This is a genomic window from Streptomyces sp. NPDC085900 (assembly GCF_044540925.1).
Classification (GTDB): Bacteria; Actinomycetota; Actinomycetes; order Streptomycetales; family Streptomycetaceae; genus Streptomyces; species Streptomyces gilvifuscus.
This window is the reverse complement of record NZ_JBITSP010000005.1, coordinates 661,199-676,598: the sequence shown is the minus strand read 5'-3', so window position 1 is coordinate 676,598 and position 15,400 is coordinate 661,199. Positions and strand designations below refer to the sequence as shown.

The window sequence follows — 15,400 nt, the reverse complement described above, 5'->3', positions numbered from 1 at the left end:
AGCGCCATCACACCGCCGATCAGGAAGAACGCGAACGACGTGACCAGGTACAGCGTGCCGATCGTCTTGTGGTCGGTGGTCGTCAGCCACTTGATGCTCTTGAGGTTGCTCACGCCCCGCCTGTGTCCGCACCGGGCCACGCGGTCACACTCTTCGGACGCGACGAGAATCACGGAAAAGGGTGTGACGATCCCGAAGGTGCCGGACACGAACCGAACATGAGCAACGACGAGATCTTCGCCGCTGCCTATCGCGAGCACTACTGGGCGGTCAGCCGTTACGTCGCGCGTCGACTCAACGGGCGGGCCGGCGAGGTGGAGGAAGTGGTGGCGGAGGTGTTCACGGTGGCCTGGCGGCGCCGTGCCGACCTGCCGGTGTCCCCGCTGCCGTGGCTGTACGGCGTGGCACGCAACTGTCTGGCCAACACGGTGCGCGGGTACGGGCGGCGGCGCCGGCTGCTGGACCGGCTCGGCAACGACGAGACCGCGCACGGCCGGCAGATCGTGGACAGCCCCGACACGGAGGCGCCCGGCGCCTGGGTGCACGACGCGCTGGGCCGGCTCTCCGAGGCCGACCAGGAGGTGCTGCGCCTGACGGCGTGGGAGGAACTGGGTGTCGACGATCTCGCCGTCGCTCTCGGCTGCGGCACGCGGGCGGCGGCGATGCGGCTGCACCGCGCCAGGCGCCGGCTGAGAGCCGAGATCGACCGCATGCGCCCCGCGCTCGCCGACGGAGGGACCGCCACGAAGGAGCACCACCATGGCTGACGAACTCGACCTCCTGCGCCACGCGAACCCGGTCCCGACAGACGGACCGCACTTCGGCGACGGCCCCCTCGACCACCGCGCGGAGCGACGACTGACGGAGCTGCTGGGCGAGGGGCGAGGTGAAAGCGGGCGGCGGATGCGTCTCCCCGTCTGGGGCCGACGGGGCAGGAGCGCTTCGGGCCGGGTGGCCGACGGCGAGCGCCGCGGCGAAGGCGGGCGGGGGACGCGTCTTCCGGTCCGGGGGCGCCGGTGGCAGCTCGCCCGGGGTTCTGTGGCCGTCGGGGAACGCGGGTGGTCGGCGCGTCTTCCGGTCCGGGGGCGCCGGTGGCAGCTCGCCCGGGGTTCTGTGGCCGTCGGGGAACGCCGGTGGTCGGCGCGTCTTCCCGTCCCGGGTCGCCGGGGGCAGCTCGCCCGAGACCCTCTGGCCGTCGGGGAACGCCGGTCGTCGGCGCTCATTCCCGTCCGGGGCCGGCCGGCCAAGGTCGCCTGGGGGCTCGTGGCCGTCCTTGTCGTGGCCTGCGTGACGCTGGCTCTGGTGCTCACCGGACCCGGTACGCCGCCCGCCGTCGCCGCGCCCCGGCCGCTGGTCGTGCAGGCCGACTCCACGCCCGTACCCCTGAAGGTGCTGGCCGACCGGGCGCGGGCGGTCGCCGCCGACGGCTCGCCGAGCCTGCGCAAGGGCACCCATGTGCAGTCGTGGAGCATGGGCATGAGCGAGGACGCTCCCCCGATCACCCTGCCCGAGGAACGCGTCGTGCGCTGGCGGGCGGACGGGAGCCACACCGAGCTCGTCGTCGCGACCGACCCGCGCCACCCGGGCCGGCCCGTCCTCACCGACGCGGGCGGCGCCGTGGCGGACGGCCATGTGATCACCCGGCGCACCTACCCGCCGAGCTGGAGCGACGCCCCGCCCGAGTCGCCCCCGCCGCACGAGGCCGCCCGGCTGCGCGCCTACCTGCGGGAGGCGGCGCACCTGCGCGCCGTACCCACCACTCCCGAACTCCTCGACGCCGTGGAGCTGTTGCTCGACCACTGGACGCTCGGCGCCCGCGAGAGCGCGGCACTCGCCCGGCTGCTGGCGGACACCGAGGGGCTGCGCCCGGCCGGGCAGGTGACCGACCGGCTCGGGCGGCGGGGCCAGGCGTACGTGTACAAGGGCCACGGTCTGCGCCGGATGCTGGTGATGGACCCGGTCACCGGCGCCGTACTCGGCCTGGAGAGCGTGTTCGCCCGGGCCGAGCCCGCGTACGGCGTCAAGGCCGGTGACGTGATGTCGTACAGCGCCTGGATGCGCTGATCACACCCCGAGCTGCCGGGCGGCGGCGTCGACGGTCTGCTCCAGCAGCGTGGCGATCGTCATCGGGCCGACGCCGCCCGGCACCGGCGTGATGAGCGAGGCGCGCTCGGCGGCGGAGTCGAAGTCGACGTCGCCGACGTTGCCCGCGTTGTACCCGGCGTCGACGACCACGGCGCCCGGCTTGACGTCCTCCCGGCGGATCAGCCGCGGCCGGCCCACCGCGGCCACCACGATGTCCGCCTCCCGGACCATGGCAGACAGCTCGCGGGTACGGCGAGTGGCAGTACGTCACCGTCGCGTCCTGGGCAAGCAGCAGCATGCCGACCGGCTTGCCGAGGATGGCGCTGCGGCCCACGACGACCGCTCGCTTCCCGGCCGGATCGACGTCGTACTCGTCGAGCAGCCGCATGATCCCGCCGGGGGTGCAGGAGACGAATCCCGGCAGGCCGAAGCTCGTCGTCGCGAAGGACGCGAAGGTGACGCCGTCGACGTCCTTCTCGGGCGCGATCGCCTCGAACGCAGCCCGCTCGTCGATGTGTTCGCCGACCGGGTGCTGCAGCAGGATGCCGTGCACGGCGGGGTCGTCGGACAGTGCGCGCAGGGTGGCGACGAGCTCCCCAGTGGTCGTGGCGGTGGGCAGGGTCACGTGCCGCGACTCGATGCCGGCCTTGCGGCAGCGGTTCTGCTTCATGCGGACGTAGGTGACGGAGGCCGGGTCCTCGCCGACCAGGACCGTCGCGAGGCAGGGGGTGGCACCGGTGCGCTCGGTGAGGTCGGCGGCGCGCTTGGCGGTGTCCTCGACGATGCGACGGGCGAGCGCAGTGCCGTCCTCCCCCAGTGCCTCAAGGGCCTGGGAGGTGCCCCCAGCCGGGCCTGGGTCATGATCCACTCCTGGGTGACGGATCGCCCAGGCGCACGGCATCGACTCTGCGTGGCCGCTCCCCGGTGGTGCTCCACCTCAGCGCCAGTCACGGCCCGCCGACAGCCTAACCGAGGCCGGTCCGGACACGCCGGGGGCCTGGACCCGCCCGCGGCGGGCCCGGCCCCTCGCCGCCTCTCCTCCTACTCGTCCCAGGCCTGGATCAGGATCTCCTCGGCGATCTTCCCGTCACGCAACGTGATCATCGACTCGGTGAGGACCCGGGTGCCGTCCGAGTACCGGCAGGACTGGCTGTACGCGGCGTGGTCGCCCTGGATGATGCACTGGTCGACCTTGTGCGTCATGTCCCGGCTGTAGATGTCCTGGAACAGAGCGCCGATCTCGTCGCGCCCGCGCAGGACCCTGGGTTGGCTCGGCTGACTGTTGCGGTCCACGATGCGCACTTGCGCGTCGTCCGCGTAGAGCGACAGAAGATCCGCCGCCGTGTGTCCTTCGACCCCCTTGCGCAGTGTCTCGGCGTTGAAGGTGGAGCTTGCCGCGGTGCCCATGGTGACCTCCTCCGAGGGCCGCGACCCAAAGCGGAGCGGGCCGCGCAGCACCTCACCTTCGAGCCTCCTCCGCCCCGGCAGGCTCGGCAAGCGCAGCGGTCCGATGCGCCTGACGGGTGAGCGGGGCGGTGCGCCCGTGTCCGGCGGGCGGCCGCGGCCGTTGCTCAGAGCATGATCTCAACACGACGTATCGTCGCCGCCGTTGGTCTCGCCGCGGGCATCACGGGCCTCGCCGCGCCGATGGCGAGCGCGGCCCCCGTGGCCGCCCAGAACCCGGGCCGGATCAGCCCGATGGCCACGCTCGACTCGCTCGCGGTGAGTGATGTGCCCCGGGAGCACGTGGGCGAGATGCCCAGGCCGTCCGACCAGCTGCAGCGGCTGAACGACCTCAACCAGCTGCACCAGGTCACCGACCTGGCGGCCCCCCTGCTCCCGCTCCTCGGGGCCATCCACTGAGCGAGCAGCTCCCCGACCGAGGGCCGCCCGAATCCGGGCGGCCCTCGCTGTTTGCGGGGTCCTCACCCCGCCGTGGCCAGGAACTGCGTGGCGGCGAGCTCCGCGTAGAGCGGGTCCGCGGCGACGAGTTCGCGATGGGTGCCCACGGCACGCACCCGGCCCGCGTCCATGACGACGATCCGGTCGGCCATCGTCACCGTCGACAGCCGGTGGGCGACGACCAGCACCGTCGTCGTACGGGAGACGTCCGCGACGGTGTCCCGCAGCGCCGCCTCGTTGACCGCGTCCAGCTGCGAGGTGGCCTCGTCGAGCAGCAGCAGCCGGGGACGGCGCAGCAGGGCGCGGGCGATGGCGACCCGCTGCCGCTCACCGCCGGAGAGCTTGGTGCCGCGGTGCCCCACCAGGGTCTCCAACCCTTGCGGAAGGCGGGCGACCAGGCCGTCGAGGCGGGTCGTCTTCACCACGCGGGCCAGCGCGTCGTCGTCCGCGTCCGGGTTGCCCAGCAACAGGTTGTCCCGCAGCGAACCGGACAGGACCGGCGCGTCCTGCTCCACGTAGCCGATCGCCGACCGCAGCCGCGGCAGCTCCCAGTCGGCGAGCGGGCGGCCGTCCAGGGAGATCGTCCCCGACTCGGGATCGTAGAACCGCTCGATGAGCGAGAAGACCGTCGTCTTGCCCGCGCCGGACGGGCCGACGAACGCCGTCATGCCGCGCGCGGGCACGGCGAACGACACTCCGTGATGCACGTACGGCAGATCGTCGGTGTACCGGAAGCGGACGTCGTCGAAGGCGAGGGCGGCCGGCTCCGCGCCGGGCGTCGGCAACGGAGCGGGCCGGGCGGCCGGTTCGGAGGGCAGGCTCAGCGCCTCCTGGATGCGCGCCAGGGCGGCGGCACCCGTCTGGTACTGCGTGATCGCGCCGACCACCTGCTGGATCGGGGACATCAGATAGAAGACGTACAGCAGGAACGCCACCAGCGTGCCCACCTCGATCGCCCCGGTGGCCACCCGCGCCCCGCCCACCGCCAGCACGGTGATGAAGGCGATCTGCATCGCCAGACCGGCCGTGTTGCCCGCGGCCGCCGACCACTTGGCGGCGCGCACGCTCTGCCGCCACGACTCCTCGGCGGCCTCGTGCAGCGTCCGTTCCTCGCGGTGTTCGGCGCCCGAGGCCTTCACCGTGCGCAGCGCGCCGAGGATGCGCTCCAGCGAGGCCCCCATCACCCCGACCGCGTCCTGCGCCCGCCGGCTGGCCCGGTTGATGCGGGGCACGATCACCCCGAGGACCGTGCCCGCGCCCGCGATCACGGCCAGGGTGACTCCGAGCAGCACGGGGTCGACGAGTCCCATCATCACCACGGTCGCGACGAGCGTGAGCCCGCCCGTGCCCAGGCCGACCAGGGAGTCGGTGGTCACCTCGCGCAGCAGTGTGGTGTCCGAGGTGATGCGCGCCATCAGGTCGCCCGGCTCGCTGCGGTCCACGGCCGTGATCCGCAGCCGCAGCAGATACGACGACAGGGCGCGCCGCGCGCCGAGCACCACCGACTCCGCCGTGCGCCGCAGCACGTACGAACCGAGCCCGCCCAGCGCCGCGTTGGCGACGACGAGCGCGGACATGGCGAGCAACGCGCCGGTGATGGCGCGGTCGTGGGACAGGTCGTCGATGAGTCCCTTCGCCACCAGCGGCAGCAGCAGCCCGGTGGCTCCCGTGACCAGCGACAGCAACGCGCCCGTCAGCAGGGCCCACCGATGCGGCCGGACGTAACCGATGAGCAGCCGCCAGGCGGCCGGTCGGGTCTCGGTGGCTGCGATGCTCACGGCTCTCCTCGCGGGAAGTGGGGAGCATTCAGGCTACGTCGGCTCCTGCGCCCGGCGCGGGGCGCCGCCGCCGTTACCGATCAGTCACCTCTAGGGTCGGGAGGACGGACACCGGCACACGGAAGGGTTCAGCACCATGGCGCAGGAAGTACGGGGCGTGATCGCACCGGGCAAGGACGAGCCGGTGCGGGTGGAGACGATCGTCGTGCCCGATCCCGGCCCCGGCGAGGCGGTCGTCCAGGTGCAGGCGTGCGGGGTGTGCCACACCGACCTGCACTACAAACAGGGCGGCATCAGCGACGACTTCCCCTTCCTGCTGGGGCACGAGGCGGCCGGTGTCGTGGAGTCGGTGGGGGAGGGTGTCACCGATGTCGCGCCCGGTGACTTCGTGATCCTCAACTGGCGTGCCGTGTGCGGTCAGTGTCGGGCCTGTCTGCGCGGGCGCCCCTGGTACTGCTTCAACACCCACAACGCGAAGCAGAAGATGACGCTGACCGACGGCACCGAGCTGTCCCCGGCGCTGGGCATCGGTGCGTTCGCGGAGAAGACGCTGGTCGCCTCCGGGCAGTGCACCAAGGTCGATCCGTCGGTCTCCGCGCAGGTGGCGGGCCTGCTGGGCTGCGGGGTGATGGCCGGCATCGGGGCCGCCATCAACACCGGAGGCGTGGGACGGGGCGACTCGGTCGCCGTGATCGGCTGCGGCGGCGTCGGGGACGCGGCGATCGCGGGTTCCCGGCTTGCGGGCGCGGCGAGGATCATCGCCGTGGACATCGACGACCGGAAGCTGGAGACCGCCAAGAGGCTGGGCGCCACCCACACGGTCAACTCCAAGGAGAACGACGCCGTCGAGGCGATCCGTGAGCTGACCGGCGGCTTCGGCGCCGACGTCGTCATCGAGGCGGTCGGCCGCCCGGAGACGTACAAGCAGGCCTTCTACGCCCGCGACCTCGCCGGAACCGTCGTCCTGGTCGGCGTACCCACCCCGGAGATGAAGCTGGAGCTGCCGCTGCTGGACGTCTTCGGCCGCGGCGGGGCGCTGAAGTCCTCCTGGTACGGCGACTGCCTGCCCTCCCGCGACTTCCCCATGCTGATCGACCTGCACTTGCAAGGGCGGCTGCCGCTGGACGAGTTCGTCACGGAGACGATCGCCCTGGACGAGGTGGAGAAGGCGTTCGAGCGCATGCACCACGGCGACGTCCTGCGCTCGGTGGTGGTGCTGTGACGGCCGCCCGCATCGAACGCCTCGTCACCTCGGGGCAGTTCAGCCTCGACGGCGGCACCTGGGACGTCGACAACAATGTGTGGCTCGTCGGCGACGACCGCGAGGTCGTCGTCATCGACGCCGCCCACGACGCCGACGCCATCCTCGCCGCCGTGGGCGAGCGTCGGCTGACGGCGATCGTGTGCACCCACGCCCACAACGACCACATCGACGCCGCCCCCGAACTCGCCGACCGCACCGGGGCCACCATCTGGCTACATCCCGACGACCTGCCGCTGTGGAAGCAGACCCACCCCCACCGCGACCCCGACGCGCATCTGGTCGACGGCCAGGTCATCGAGGCCGCCGGAGCCGACCTCACCGTGCTGCACACCCCCGGGCACGCGCCGGGCGCCGTCTGCCTGCACGATCCCGGCCTGGGCGTCGTCTTCACCGGCGACACCCTCTTCCAGGGCGGTCCCGGCGCCACCGGCCGCTCCTACTCCCACTTCCCGACGATCATCGACTCCGTCCGCGACCGCCTGCTCACCCTGCCGCCCGAGACCAGGGTCCTCACCGGCCACGGCGACCCGACCACCATCGGTGCCGAGGCCCCCCATCTGGAGGAGTGGATCGCCCGCGGCCACTGAGCGGCGACAAAAGGCGACAGAAGATGTCCGGCTTCCCCGGCACCCTCGAACCGTGACGACATCCGAGGAAAACGGGAGGCCGGACATGTCCGCAGCACTCGAGGGAAAGGTCGCGCTGGTCGCCGGGGCGACACGCGGAGCGGGACGCGGGATCGCGGTGGAGCTCGGCGCCGCCGGCGCCACCGTCTACGTCACCGGACGCAGCACCCGCGCTCGGCGCTCCGAGTACGACCGCCCCGAGACCGTCGAGGACACCGCCGACCTGGTCACCGAGGCCGGCGGCCACGGCATCGCCGTACCCACCGACCACCTCGACCCCACCCAGGTCCGTGCCCTCGTCGACCGGATCGCCCGGGAGCAGGACCGGCTAGACGTGCTCGTCAACGACATCTGGGGCGGTGAGACGCTCTTCGAGTGGGACGCCCCGGTCTGGGAGCACGACCTCGACAAGGGCCTGAGGCTGCTCCGGCTCGCGGTCGAGACGCACGCGATCACCAGCCACCACGCCCTTCCCCTGCTGCTGCGCCGGCCCGGCGGACTGGTGGTCGAGGTCACCGACGGCACCGCCGAGTACAACCGCGACACCTACCGCGTCTCCTTCTTCTACGACCTCGCCAAGGCGTCCGTCCTGCGCATGGCCTTCGCCCTCGGCCACGAACTCGGCCCGCGCGGCGCCACGGCCGTCGCGCTGACGCCCGGCTGGCTGCGCTCGGAGATCATGCTCGACCACTTCGGTGTCCGCGAGGACAACTGGCGCGACGCCCTCACCGACGTCCCCCACTTCGCGATCTCGGAGACCCCGCGCTACGTGGGCCGCGCCGTCGCCGCGCTGGCCGCCGACCCGGACGTCTCCCGCTGGAACGGCGAGTCCCTCTCCGGCGGCGGCCTCGCGCAGGTCTACGGATTCACCGACCTCGACGGCAGTCGGCCGGACGCCTGGCGCTATCTCGTCGACGTCCAGGACGCGGGCAAGCCGGCGGACACGACGGGATACCGCTGAGATCAGGCGTGCGGCACGGGCGGCAGCGGCCAGCGCGCGGAGTGACCGGGCGGCAGCGCCAGGTCCCGCCGTACCGCCGCGTAGTACGCCTGCCGTCCGGCCCGCTGCCGTTCCAGCAGTTCCTGCCAGGCCGCCGGATCCCGGGTCTCCTCGCGCAGGAACAGCTCCATCTCCATCACACAGGTGACCCAGACGCGCGCCTTCTCCACCACCTCCGGGCTGCCGAGCAGGAGCAGCGACTCACCGGCCGGGTCACGGGCCGTCGTGGCCTCGGCGATCAGCACAGCCGCCTCCTCGGGCGACAGGGGGTGGGGGTGCGGGTCGTTGCCGAGATGGGACGCCACCCGGTAGGAGAGCGTGACCGCCGTCTTCAGCACCCGCGCGTAGTCGGCGTACACCGCCAGCCGCCGCTCCTCCCAACGAGCCTCCCGCTCCCGCCGGAACCGGGCCTGATCACCCCGCACCACGGCCAGGTACGAACCGAGCGCGCCGATCACCACACCGATCAGCGCGGGGAGTTGCTGTATGAACGCGGACATGCGCGCACGCTATCTGCCCCGGAGATCGTTTCGGGAGTAGGTTCGGCCCATGGCTGACTCAAAGCGCTTCGCCGGGTACGGAGTTCTCGTCACCGGCGCTGCCCGTGGCATCGGCGCCGCGATCGCCCGGCGGCTGGCCGAGGAGGGCGCCCGCGTGCTGCTGACCGACACGGACGGCGCCGAGGCCGCGAAGACCGCTACGGCGCTGCGCGAACAGGGCCTGCCCACCGACGCGTTGGCGTGCGACGTGGCCGACCGGGCGGCGGTGGAGGCGGCCGTCGCCCACGCCGTCGACACCTTCGGCGCCCTGGACGTCCTGGTGAACTGTGCGGCGAGCTGCACCCCGGACACTCCGCTGTTCGAGGACGGCACCGACGACGGGTGGGCACGCGACCTCGACATCACGCTCACCGGCGCCTACCGGTGCAGCCGCGCCGCGCTCCCGCACCTGGCCGCCTCCGGCCGCGGCGCGGTCGTCAACATCGGTTCCGTCAACGCCGTGCAGGACTTCGGCAACCACGCCTACAGCGCGGCCAAGGCGGGCCTGATCTCCCTCACCCGCACCATGGCCGCGCATGTCGCCGGCAGGGGCGTGCGCGTCAACCTCGTGATGCCGGGCACGGTGCGCACCTCCGCCTGGGAGGGCCGGGACGAGGAACTGGACGCGATGCGCACGCTGTATCCGCTGGGGAGGGTCGGTGAGCCGGACGACATCGCCGCCGCCGTCGCCTTCCTCGCCTCGCGCGACGCGTCCTGGATCACCGGCACCGCGCTCACGGTCGACGGTGGCCTCACCGCCGTCAACACGGGGTTCCTGCGGGCGACAGGACAGCATCGGGATGTCTGAGAACTCACGCTGTGAGCTGGGGCACTGCGAATGTCACCGTTTCGTCGCATCGTGGACGATCCCTGCAACCGATCGCTGGGCACGCCGGTCTAGCTTGCAGACACCGCGAATCAGAAGACCACACCACACGAGAGGCAAGGCCGGCCATGGGGGACATACGCAGACGGGGAGCCGTCGTACTCGGAATCACCGGACTGGTGGCACCGCTCACACTCGTTCTGGGCAGCGGATCGGCCCAGGCGTCCACGAGCTGCACCACCTCGACCGGCCCGTACCAGAAGCAGGTGGAGAAGTTCCTCGGCCTGCCGGTCGACGGCAAGCAGTCCGCCAGTGACTGCAAGGCCATCAAGGCCTTCCAGACCAAGCACGGCATCACGCCGAACATCGGCTACGCGGGGTCCGTCACCTGGGGCGTGATGGATCTCATGAACAAGCAGAAGGCCGTCGGGAACAACCCCAACAAGGACGGCAAGTGCCCGACGAACAAGGGCCGCATCGCCTGCGTGAACCTGACCCTCCAGCTCAGCTGGATCCAGGACGGCAGCAGGCTCGTCTACGGTCCCGTCCCGGTCCGCACCGGCCGCGACGGCTACGAGACCCGCACCGGACTGAAGAAGATTTACTGGCGGGACATCGACCACGTCTCGAACATCTACAACGTGCCGATGCCCTACAGCCAGTTCTTCGACGGAGGCCAGGCCTTCCACTCGGTGAACCTGAGCATGTGGAACCCGCCGGGCTCGCACGGCTGCGTCAACATGACCCCGACCACCGCCAAGAAGTACTGGTCGCTGCTGAAGACGGGCGACGACGTCTTCGTCTACGGCCGCAAGCCGGGCACCTGAGCAGGCACCCGGCCCCGGCGTCCCGTCACTGCGGGGCGTCCCCGAAGTCCGGGATGTCCAGCCGTACGCCTCCCTGCCGCGCGGACTCGTGCGCGACGATGCCCGGCAGGGTGTATCGGGCCGCCACCCACGCGTTCACAGACGGCAGCGATCGGGTGTTGACGGCCGTGACGAAGTCGTCGACGAGGAAGTGGTGGCTGCCCTCGTGGCCGTTGTGCAGGTTGTCGAACACCCGCGGCAGCCGCGCCCGGTCGTGCACCGGCGCCGAACCCGAGGTGAAGGCCGCCCGGAGCTCCGGCGCGATGTGTCGCAGTGAGGGGTCGTCGGGGGACATGGTGGGCTTGGGCTCCAGCAGCTCGCTGATGTCCTTCACGCCCTTCTTGTCCTGCCACAGCGCCACCGTCGCGAGCTGCTCCATGCTCGCCTCGGTGCCGAAGAACCGGAAACGCGACTCCCGGATGTGGGAGGGGTAGCCGACCCGCCGGAACTCGTTCGTACGGAACGAACCCCCGCCCGCCACCTCGAACAGCGCGGTCGCGTTGGAGAAGTCGTTGCCGAACTGGCTGACGTCCTTGTCGAAGACGCCGTCGCCGCGGCCGTCGACGACACCGATGGCCGACACGCTCACCGCGTGCGTCTGCCAGGCGCCGAGCACCCCGCCCACCGAGTGCGTCGGGTACAGCAGCGGGGGATAGCTGGCGGTCTGCTTCCAGTTCTCGCCGCCGCTGTACTGGTACGCCTCGTAGAACCCGAGATCCATGTCGTGGACGTAGTCGCCCTCGGCGTAGAAGAGCCGCCCGAAGGCGCCCTCGGCGATCTGGTTGCGGGCGTGCACGGTCGCCGGGTTGTACTGGCTGGTCTCGCCCATCATGTACGTCAGCCCGGTCGCCCGGACCGCGTCGATGATGGCGGCGATCTCCTCGGTGGTGATCGCCATGGGCACCGCCGAGTACACGTGCTTGCCGGCGTTCAGGCCCTGCAGGACCAGCGGGCCGTGCGTCCAGCGCTGGGTGAAGACGGCGACGGCGTCGACCGCCTCCGACTCCAGCATCGCCTGGTACGAGGGGAAGGTGCCCGCCAGCCCCTGCGCCGCGGCGAGTCGTTCGGCCCGGTCGGGCAGAAGGTCGGTGACGTAGACGTCGCTGACGCCGGGATGGGCCTGGAACAGCGTGGCGAACTGGCCGGAGAACTGGCCGGCGCCGACGATGCCGAGCGAGAACGTCATGGAGGACATGCCCTTCACTGGTGGAAGCGGGTGAAGCGGATGGCGCGGGTGAAGCCACACTTACTTTCGTCACGAAAGAATCGAGGCGTCAAGGGGCCTGCGGAAAACTGTTCCGCGCGTGTCCGGGGCGGCGTCTCCCGCACTAGAGTGGCGCTGTTGATTCCATGACGAAAAAAATGGATGTGGGAGTCTGACCTCCATGACCACAGTTGCCGCGAGCTGGCTTCCGCTGAGCCCCGGGGAGCGTTCGGTGGCGATCGAGGTGCTCGTCAACGGTCCGCTGTCGCGTACCGAGCTCGCCCGTCGCCTGGACCTGTCGGCGGGCAGCCTCACCCGCCTGACCAAACCGCTGATCGAGTCCGGGCTGCTGATCGAGGTCGCCGAGGCGGGCGCGCCGCCGGAGGTGCGCCAGGGGCGCCCCTCGCAGCCGCTCGACGTCGTCGCCGAGTCCCGCTCCTTCATCGGTTTCAAGATCACCGAGGACATGGTCTACGGCGTCGTCACCACCCTGCGCAGCGACATCGTCGCCCGCCATGACCGGCCGCTGACCACTCACGAACCCGCCGAAGTCGCCGACCTCCTCGCCGAGATGGCCGGCGAGCTCGCCGCCGGCCACCCGCGGCTGGCCGGCATCGGCATCGGAGTGGGCGGGTTGGTCGAGGGCCGCGCGGTGGTGGGGGAGTCGCCCTTTCTGCGCTGGCGGGACGTCCCGCTGGCCCGGCTCGTCGAGGAACGCACGGGACTGCCGGTCGTCGTCGAGAACGACGTCGCCGCGCTGGTCGAGGCCGAGACCTGGTTCGGCGCCGGCCGCGGCCTCGACCGCTTCGTCGTCCTGACCATCGGCGCCGGCATCGGCTACGGGCTCGTCCTGGGCGGCAAGCGGGTGCCGAACGCGGCGGAGGACCGCGGCTTCGGCCGCCACTGGATCATCGACCCCCACGGCCCGCTCACCCCCACCGGCGAGCGCGGCAGCGCCGTGTCCCTGCTGACCATCCCCAACATCCGCTACCAGGTCGCCGCCGCCACCGGCCGCGATCCGGCCTACGAGGAGATCCTCGCCCGGGCCGCCGCGGGCGAGCCCATGCCGGCCCGGGTCATCGACGAGGCGGCCCGTGCCCTCGGCATCCTGGTCGCCCAGATCTCCAACTTCGTGATGCCCCAGAAGATCCTGCTCGCCGGGGAGGGTGTCGGGCTGATGGATGTGGCGGGGAACACGGTACGGCGGACGATCGGCGCCCGGCGCCATCCGCACGCCGCCCCCGTCGACCTCGAGACGAAGGTGTCCGATTTTCACGACTGGGCACGTGGCGCCGCGGTCCTGGCGATCCAGGTGCTGGTGCTCGGGGCGGCGGAGATCTGAACTCCCCGGCGGGTTCGGGCAGATGGACGTGATCAGCGACACGGTCCGATATGCCCGTTTCATTCCTGATTACTCACGGCGCCTTCACCTCTGGGGCCTTATGCTTCACAGCATGTCCACCACTGTTGAACCGGTTTCCGATCGCTCGGCGGCCGAGGTCAACGAGGAGATCCGAGCCCTGTGGCTCCGGTCCGGCGGGACACTGACGGGCGAGCAGCGCGAGGAGTACCAGCGCCTCGTACTGGAGTGGGCCACCGCGGCCACGCAGCCGGCCTAGCCGCACCCGACCGCAGTCCGCCGGGAATCCCGGCACCGGACCGGGACACCCGGTCCGATGGGCCCTCTCCTCACACTGGCCTCGGCCGTATTCCACGGCATCTGTCGTCCCCCGGCTCTCGACTTCGCTCGAGCCGCGGGGTGCTCCTACCACCGGCGGGATCGTCTCCCGCCGGTTTCCGCATGCCGCCGTCCGGCCGCCCTCCCCGCCGTCCTCGGCGTGACGACGGGCCCTAGCTCCACGTCGCCGAGTAGTAGCGCCGGTACGCCTTGCGGTCCTGTTCCTCGCGGAAGTAGCGGGTCGCCACCAGGGCGATCAGGCTGCCGCCGATGACGAGCATCCCGGGACCGATGTTCTGCGGGTCGGTGAGCCGCGCCAGCAGGGTCTCGCCGGCGACGCCCGTGGCGGGGGCCGAGGAACCGGGCGAGGCGGCGCCCGGCGCGATCGAGCTGTGCATGGAGGAGGCCGACGGCGCGGGCGTGGGCGAGCCGCTCTGTCCGGCGGCCGCCTGCTTGGACACGATCAGCTGGACGCCGAGCGCCTGCATGGCCTTGGTCAGCGGCTGGAAGAACGTCGTGCCGCCCGTCGTGCAGTCGCCGCTGCCGCCCGAGGTCACGCCCAGCGCGATGCCGTCGGAGAACAACGGGCCGCCGCTGTCGCCGGGTTCGGCGCACACGTTCGTCTCGATCAGCCCGGTCACCGTGCCCTCCGGGTAGTTGACCGTCGCGTCCAGCCCCTTGACCTCGCCGTCGTGCAGCCCGCTGGTGCTGCCGCTGCGGAACACCCGCTGCCCGACCGCCGCGTCGGCCACGCCCGTGATGCGCACGCCGTTGCCGTTGCCGATGGCGACGATGTCGGCGCCCTGGCCCGCCGAACCGCTCGCGTACTGGACCAGCGAGAAGTCGTTGCCGGGGAAGTTGGACTGAACCGTCGTGCCCAGCTGCTGGTTGCCCTGGTTGTCCGCGAACCACGTCGAGCCCTTGGGCCCGCAGTGCCCGGCGGTGAGGATGAAGTCGCTCTGACCGTTGGTCACGTTGAAGCCCGCCGAGCAGCGCCCGCCGGTCGACAGGATCGGCTGCGCCCCGTTGAGCCGGGTGGTGAACGTCCCCTGCGTACGCTCCATGCGCACGAACCCGCCGATCCTGGACGCCACCTTCGTCATGCTCGACCAGTCGGAGGCGGAGACGGTGCTGTCGGCCTGCACCACGACCCGGTTCGTCCGGTAGTCCATGACCCAGGCCGTCCCGGCCACGCGCGGCGCCGCACGCAGCGTGCTGGCTGCCGCCTTCAGCTCGTTCATGCTGTGGCCGACCATCTTCGCCTCGGCGCCGGCCCGCTCCACCTGGGCGGCGGCCTTCTCGTCGGTCACCGCGACGACCGTGCGCCCGGCCGAGTCGATCCAGGTACCCGCCGTGCGCGCGGTGCCGAGCCGTGAGATCAGCGAGGCGCCGGTGCCGGACGCGGAGTCCGTGGCGGCGAACGGCACCGCCGAGGTGCCCGACGGTTCGCTCGCCATGGCGGCCTGCGTCACCATGGCGCCTCCCAGAAGGAGTCCGCCGACGGCCGCCAGTCGCGTCACTCGCCGGACGATCCGTCGTCGTGCGTGCCTCATGCATGGCTCCCGAACCCGAACGCGCGGCGTCAACACCGCGGGGCCCTCCGGTCGTTGAGCGCCCTCTTCCCATACGTGG

General features: G+C 71.7%; 15 protein-coding genes, 2 pseudogenes and 1 riboswitch. Of the genes and pseudogenes, 10 read left to right on the top strand and 7 right to left on the bottom strand.

Annotated features, from left to right (window positions below; genetic code table 11):
• Positions 1 to 209: pseudogene (locus ACIGDI_RS21540) on the bottom strand (cytochrome ubiquinol oxidase subunit I); the annotation flags it as partial.
• Between the two features lie 9 nt (positions 210 to 218).
• Between ACIGDI_RS21540 and ACIGDI_RS21535 the strand changes: the two are divergent.
• Positions 219 to 767, top strand: coding sequence for an RNA polymerase sigma factor (locus tag ACIGDI_RS21535; RefSeq protein WP_399898840.1), 549 nt, complete (start codon positions 219 to 221; stop codon positions 765 to 767).
• A 346-nt stretch (positions 768 to 1,113) separates the two neighbouring features.
• Positions 1,114 to 2,064 (top strand): CU044_5270 family protein, encoded by a 951-nt coding sequence (locus ACIGDI_RS21530; RefSeq protein WP_399898918.1) that lies wholly within the window; start codon positions 1,114 to 1,116, stop codon positions 2,062 to 2,064.
• On the opposite strand, the pseudogene ACIGDI_RS21525 reads toward ACIGDI_RS21530, so the two are convergent.
• Together ACIGDI_RS21525 and ACIGDI_RS21520 are read right to left on the bottom strand one after the other, a co-directional pair.
• Positions 2,065 to 2,953, bottom strand: a pseudogene (locus ACIGDI_RS21525) (bifunctional 5,10-methylenetetrahydrofolate dehydrogenase/5,10-methenyltetrahydrofolate cyclohydrolase).
• A 9-nt stretch (positions 2,954 to 2,962) separates the two neighbouring features.
• A riboswitch (ZMP/ZTP riboswitch) is annotated at positions 2,963 to 3,046 on the bottom strand.
• An 80-nt stretch (positions 3,047 to 3,126) separates the two neighbouring features.
• Positions 3,127 to 3,492, bottom strand: coding sequence for a nuclear transport factor 2 family protein (locus ACIGDI_RS21520; protein ID WP_142145591.1), 366 nt, complete (start codon positions 3,490 to 3,492; stop codon positions 3,127 to 3,129).
• Positions 3,493 to 3,663: 171 nt separating this feature from the next.
• Here ACIGDI_RS21520 and ACIGDI_RS21515 point away from each other — a divergent pair, with 171 nt between their 5' ends.
• Positions 3,664 to 3,948, top strand: coding sequence for a hypothetical protein (locus ACIGDI_RS21515; RefSeq protein ID WP_399898838.1), 285 nt, complete (start codon positions 3,664 to 3,666; stop codon positions 3,946 to 3,948).
• Between the two features lie 62 nt (positions 3,949 to 4,010).
• Here ACIGDI_RS21515 and ACIGDI_RS21510 read toward each other — a convergent pair whose 3' ends face one another.
• On the bottom strand, positions 4,011 to 5,765 hold the full coding sequence (locus ACIGDI_RS21510) for an ABC transporter ATP-binding protein (RefSeq protein ID WP_399898835.1): 1,755 nt from the start codon (positions 5,763 to 5,765) through the stop codon (positions 4,011 to 4,013).
• 136 nt (positions 5,766 to 5,901) lie between these two features.
• Here ACIGDI_RS21510 and ACIGDI_RS21505 point away from each other — a divergent pair, with 136 nt between their 5' ends.
• From ACIGDI_RS21505 to ACIGDI_RS21495, 3 genes are all read left to right on the top strand, one after another.
• Positions 5,902 to 6,987 carry an S-(hydroxymethyl)mycothiol dehydrogenase gene (locus tag ACIGDI_RS21505; RefSeq protein ID WP_399898832.1) on the top strand — a complete coding sequence of 362 codons (1,086 nt, stop codon included), beginning with the start codon at positions 5,902 to 5,904 and terminating at the stop codon, positions 6,985 to 6,987.
• Complete coding sequence (locus ACIGDI_RS21500) at positions 6,984 to 7,616, top strand: MBL fold metallo-hydrolase (protein WP_399898829.1); 633 nt, start codon at positions 6,984 to 6,986, stop codon at positions 7,614 to 7,616. The genes ACIGDI_RS21505 and ACIGDI_RS21500 overlap by 4 nt, the downstream gene beginning before the upstream one ends.
• A gap of 85 nt (positions 7,617 to 7,701) precedes the next feature.
• Entirely contained in the window at positions 7,702 to 8,616 is a 915-nt protein-coding gene (locus tag ACIGDI_RS21495) for an SDR family oxidoreductase (RefSeq protein WP_399898826.1), read from the top strand.
• A gap of 2 nt (positions 8,617 to 8,618) precedes the next feature.
• Here ACIGDI_RS21495 and ACIGDI_RS21490 read toward each other — a convergent pair whose 3' ends face one another.
• Positions 8,619 to 9,155: a hypothetical protein gene (locus ACIGDI_RS21490; protein ID WP_399898823.1), complete on the bottom strand. Its 537-nt coding sequence runs from the start codon at positions 9,153 to 9,155 to the stop codon at positions 8,619 to 8,621.
• Between the two features lie 49 nt (positions 9,156 to 9,204).
• On the opposite strand from ACIGDI_RS21490, the gene ACIGDI_RS21485 reads away from it, so the two are divergent.
• Together ACIGDI_RS21485 and ACIGDI_RS21480 are read left to right on the top strand one after the other, a co-directional pair.
• On the top strand, positions 9,205 to 10,002 hold the full coding sequence (locus tag ACIGDI_RS21485) for an SDR family NAD(P)-dependent oxidoreductase (protein WP_399898820.1): 798 nt from the start codon (positions 9,205 to 9,207) through the stop codon (positions 10,000 to 10,002).
• A gap of 146 nt (positions 10,003 to 10,148) precedes the next feature.
• Positions 10,149 to 10,847: a L,D-transpeptidase family protein gene (locus tag ACIGDI_RS21480; RefSeq protein WP_200700373.1), complete on the top strand. Its 699-nt coding sequence runs from the start codon at positions 10,149 to 10,151 to the stop codon at positions 10,845 to 10,847.
• A 25-nt stretch (positions 10,848 to 10,872) separates the two neighbouring features.
• Here ACIGDI_RS21480 and ACIGDI_RS21475 read toward each other — a convergent pair whose 3' ends face one another.
• Entirely contained in the window at positions 10,873 to 12,072 is a 1,200-nt protein-coding gene (locus ACIGDI_RS21475; protein ID WP_399898915.1) for a Gfo/Idh/MocA family protein, read from the bottom strand.
• Between the two features lie 199 nt (positions 12,073 to 12,271).
• Between ACIGDI_RS21475 and ACIGDI_RS21470 the strand changes: the two genes are divergently transcribed.
• Positions 12,272 to 13,432 (top strand): ROK family protein, encoded by a 1,161-nt coding sequence (locus tag ACIGDI_RS21470; protein ID WP_399898816.1) that lies wholly within the window; start codon positions 12,272 to 12,274, stop codon positions 13,430 to 13,432.
• Positions 13,433 to 13,544: 112 nt separating this feature from the next.
• Positions 13,545 to 13,709 (top strand): hypothetical protein, encoded by a 165-nt coding sequence (locus tag ACIGDI_RS21465; RefSeq protein WP_200700394.1) that lies wholly within the window; start codon positions 13,545 to 13,547, stop codon positions 13,707 to 13,709.
• A 232-nt stretch (positions 13,710 to 13,941) separates the two neighbouring features.
• On the opposite strand, the gene ACIGDI_RS21460 is transcribed toward ACIGDI_RS21465, so the two are convergent.
• On the bottom strand, positions 13,942 to 15,321 hold the full coding sequence (locus ACIGDI_RS21460) for a S1 family peptidase (RefSeq protein ID WP_399898814.1): 1,380 nt from the start codon (positions 15,319 to 15,321) through the stop codon (positions 13,942 to 13,944).
• Positions 15,322 to 15,400 lie beyond the last annotated feature (79 nt).

Bases quoted from the DNA above. Each gene is read 5' to 3' on its own strand.
- ACIGDI_RS21535 (WP_399898840.1), top strand. From the start codon at position 219: ATGAGCAACGACGAGATCTTCGCCGCTGCCTATCGCGAGCACTACTGG.
- ACIGDI_RS21520 (WP_142145591.1), bottom strand. From the start codon at position 3,492: ATGGGCACCGCGGCAAGCTCCACCTTCAACGCCGAGACACTGCGCAAG.
- ACIGDI_RS21515 (WP_399898838.1), top strand. From the start codon at position 3,664: ATGATCTCAACACGACGTATCGTCGCCGCCGTTGGTCTCGCCGCGGGC.
- ACIGDI_RS21505 (WP_399898832.1), top strand. From the start codon at position 5,902: ATGGCGCAGGAAGTACGGGGCGTGATCGCACCGGGCAAGGACGAGCCG.
- ACIGDI_RS21495 (WP_399898826.1), top strand. From the start codon at position 7,702: ATGTCCGCAGCACTCGAGGGAAAGGTCGCGCTGGTCGCCGGGGCGACA.
- ACIGDI_RS21490 (WP_399898823.1), bottom strand. From the start codon at position 9,155: ATGTCCGCGTTCATACAGCAACTCCCCGCGCTGATCGGTGTGGTGATC.
- ACIGDI_RS21485 (WP_399898820.1), top strand. From the start codon at position 9,205: ATGGCTGACTCAAAGCGCTTCGCCGGGTACGGAGTTCTCGTCACCGGC.
- ACIGDI_RS21480 (WP_200700373.1), top strand. From the start codon at position 10,149: ATGGGGGACATACGCAGACGGGGAGCCGTCGTACTCGGAATCACCGGA.
- ACIGDI_RS21475 (WP_399898915.1), bottom strand. From the start codon at position 12,072: ATGACGTTCTCGCTCGGCATCGTCGGCGCCGGCCAGTTCTCCGGCCAG.
- ACIGDI_RS21470 (WP_399898816.1), top strand. From the start codon at position 12,272: ATGACCACAGTTGCCGCGAGCTGGCTTCCGCTGAGCCCCGGGGAGCGT.
- ACIGDI_RS21465 (WP_200700394.1), top strand. From the start codon at position 13,545: ATGTCCACCACTGTTGAACCGGTTTCCGATCGCTCGGCGGCCGAGGTC.
- ACIGDI_RS21460 (WP_399898814.1), bottom strand. From the start codon at position 15,321: ATGAGGCACGCACGACGACGGATCGTCCGGCGAGTGACGCGACTGGCG.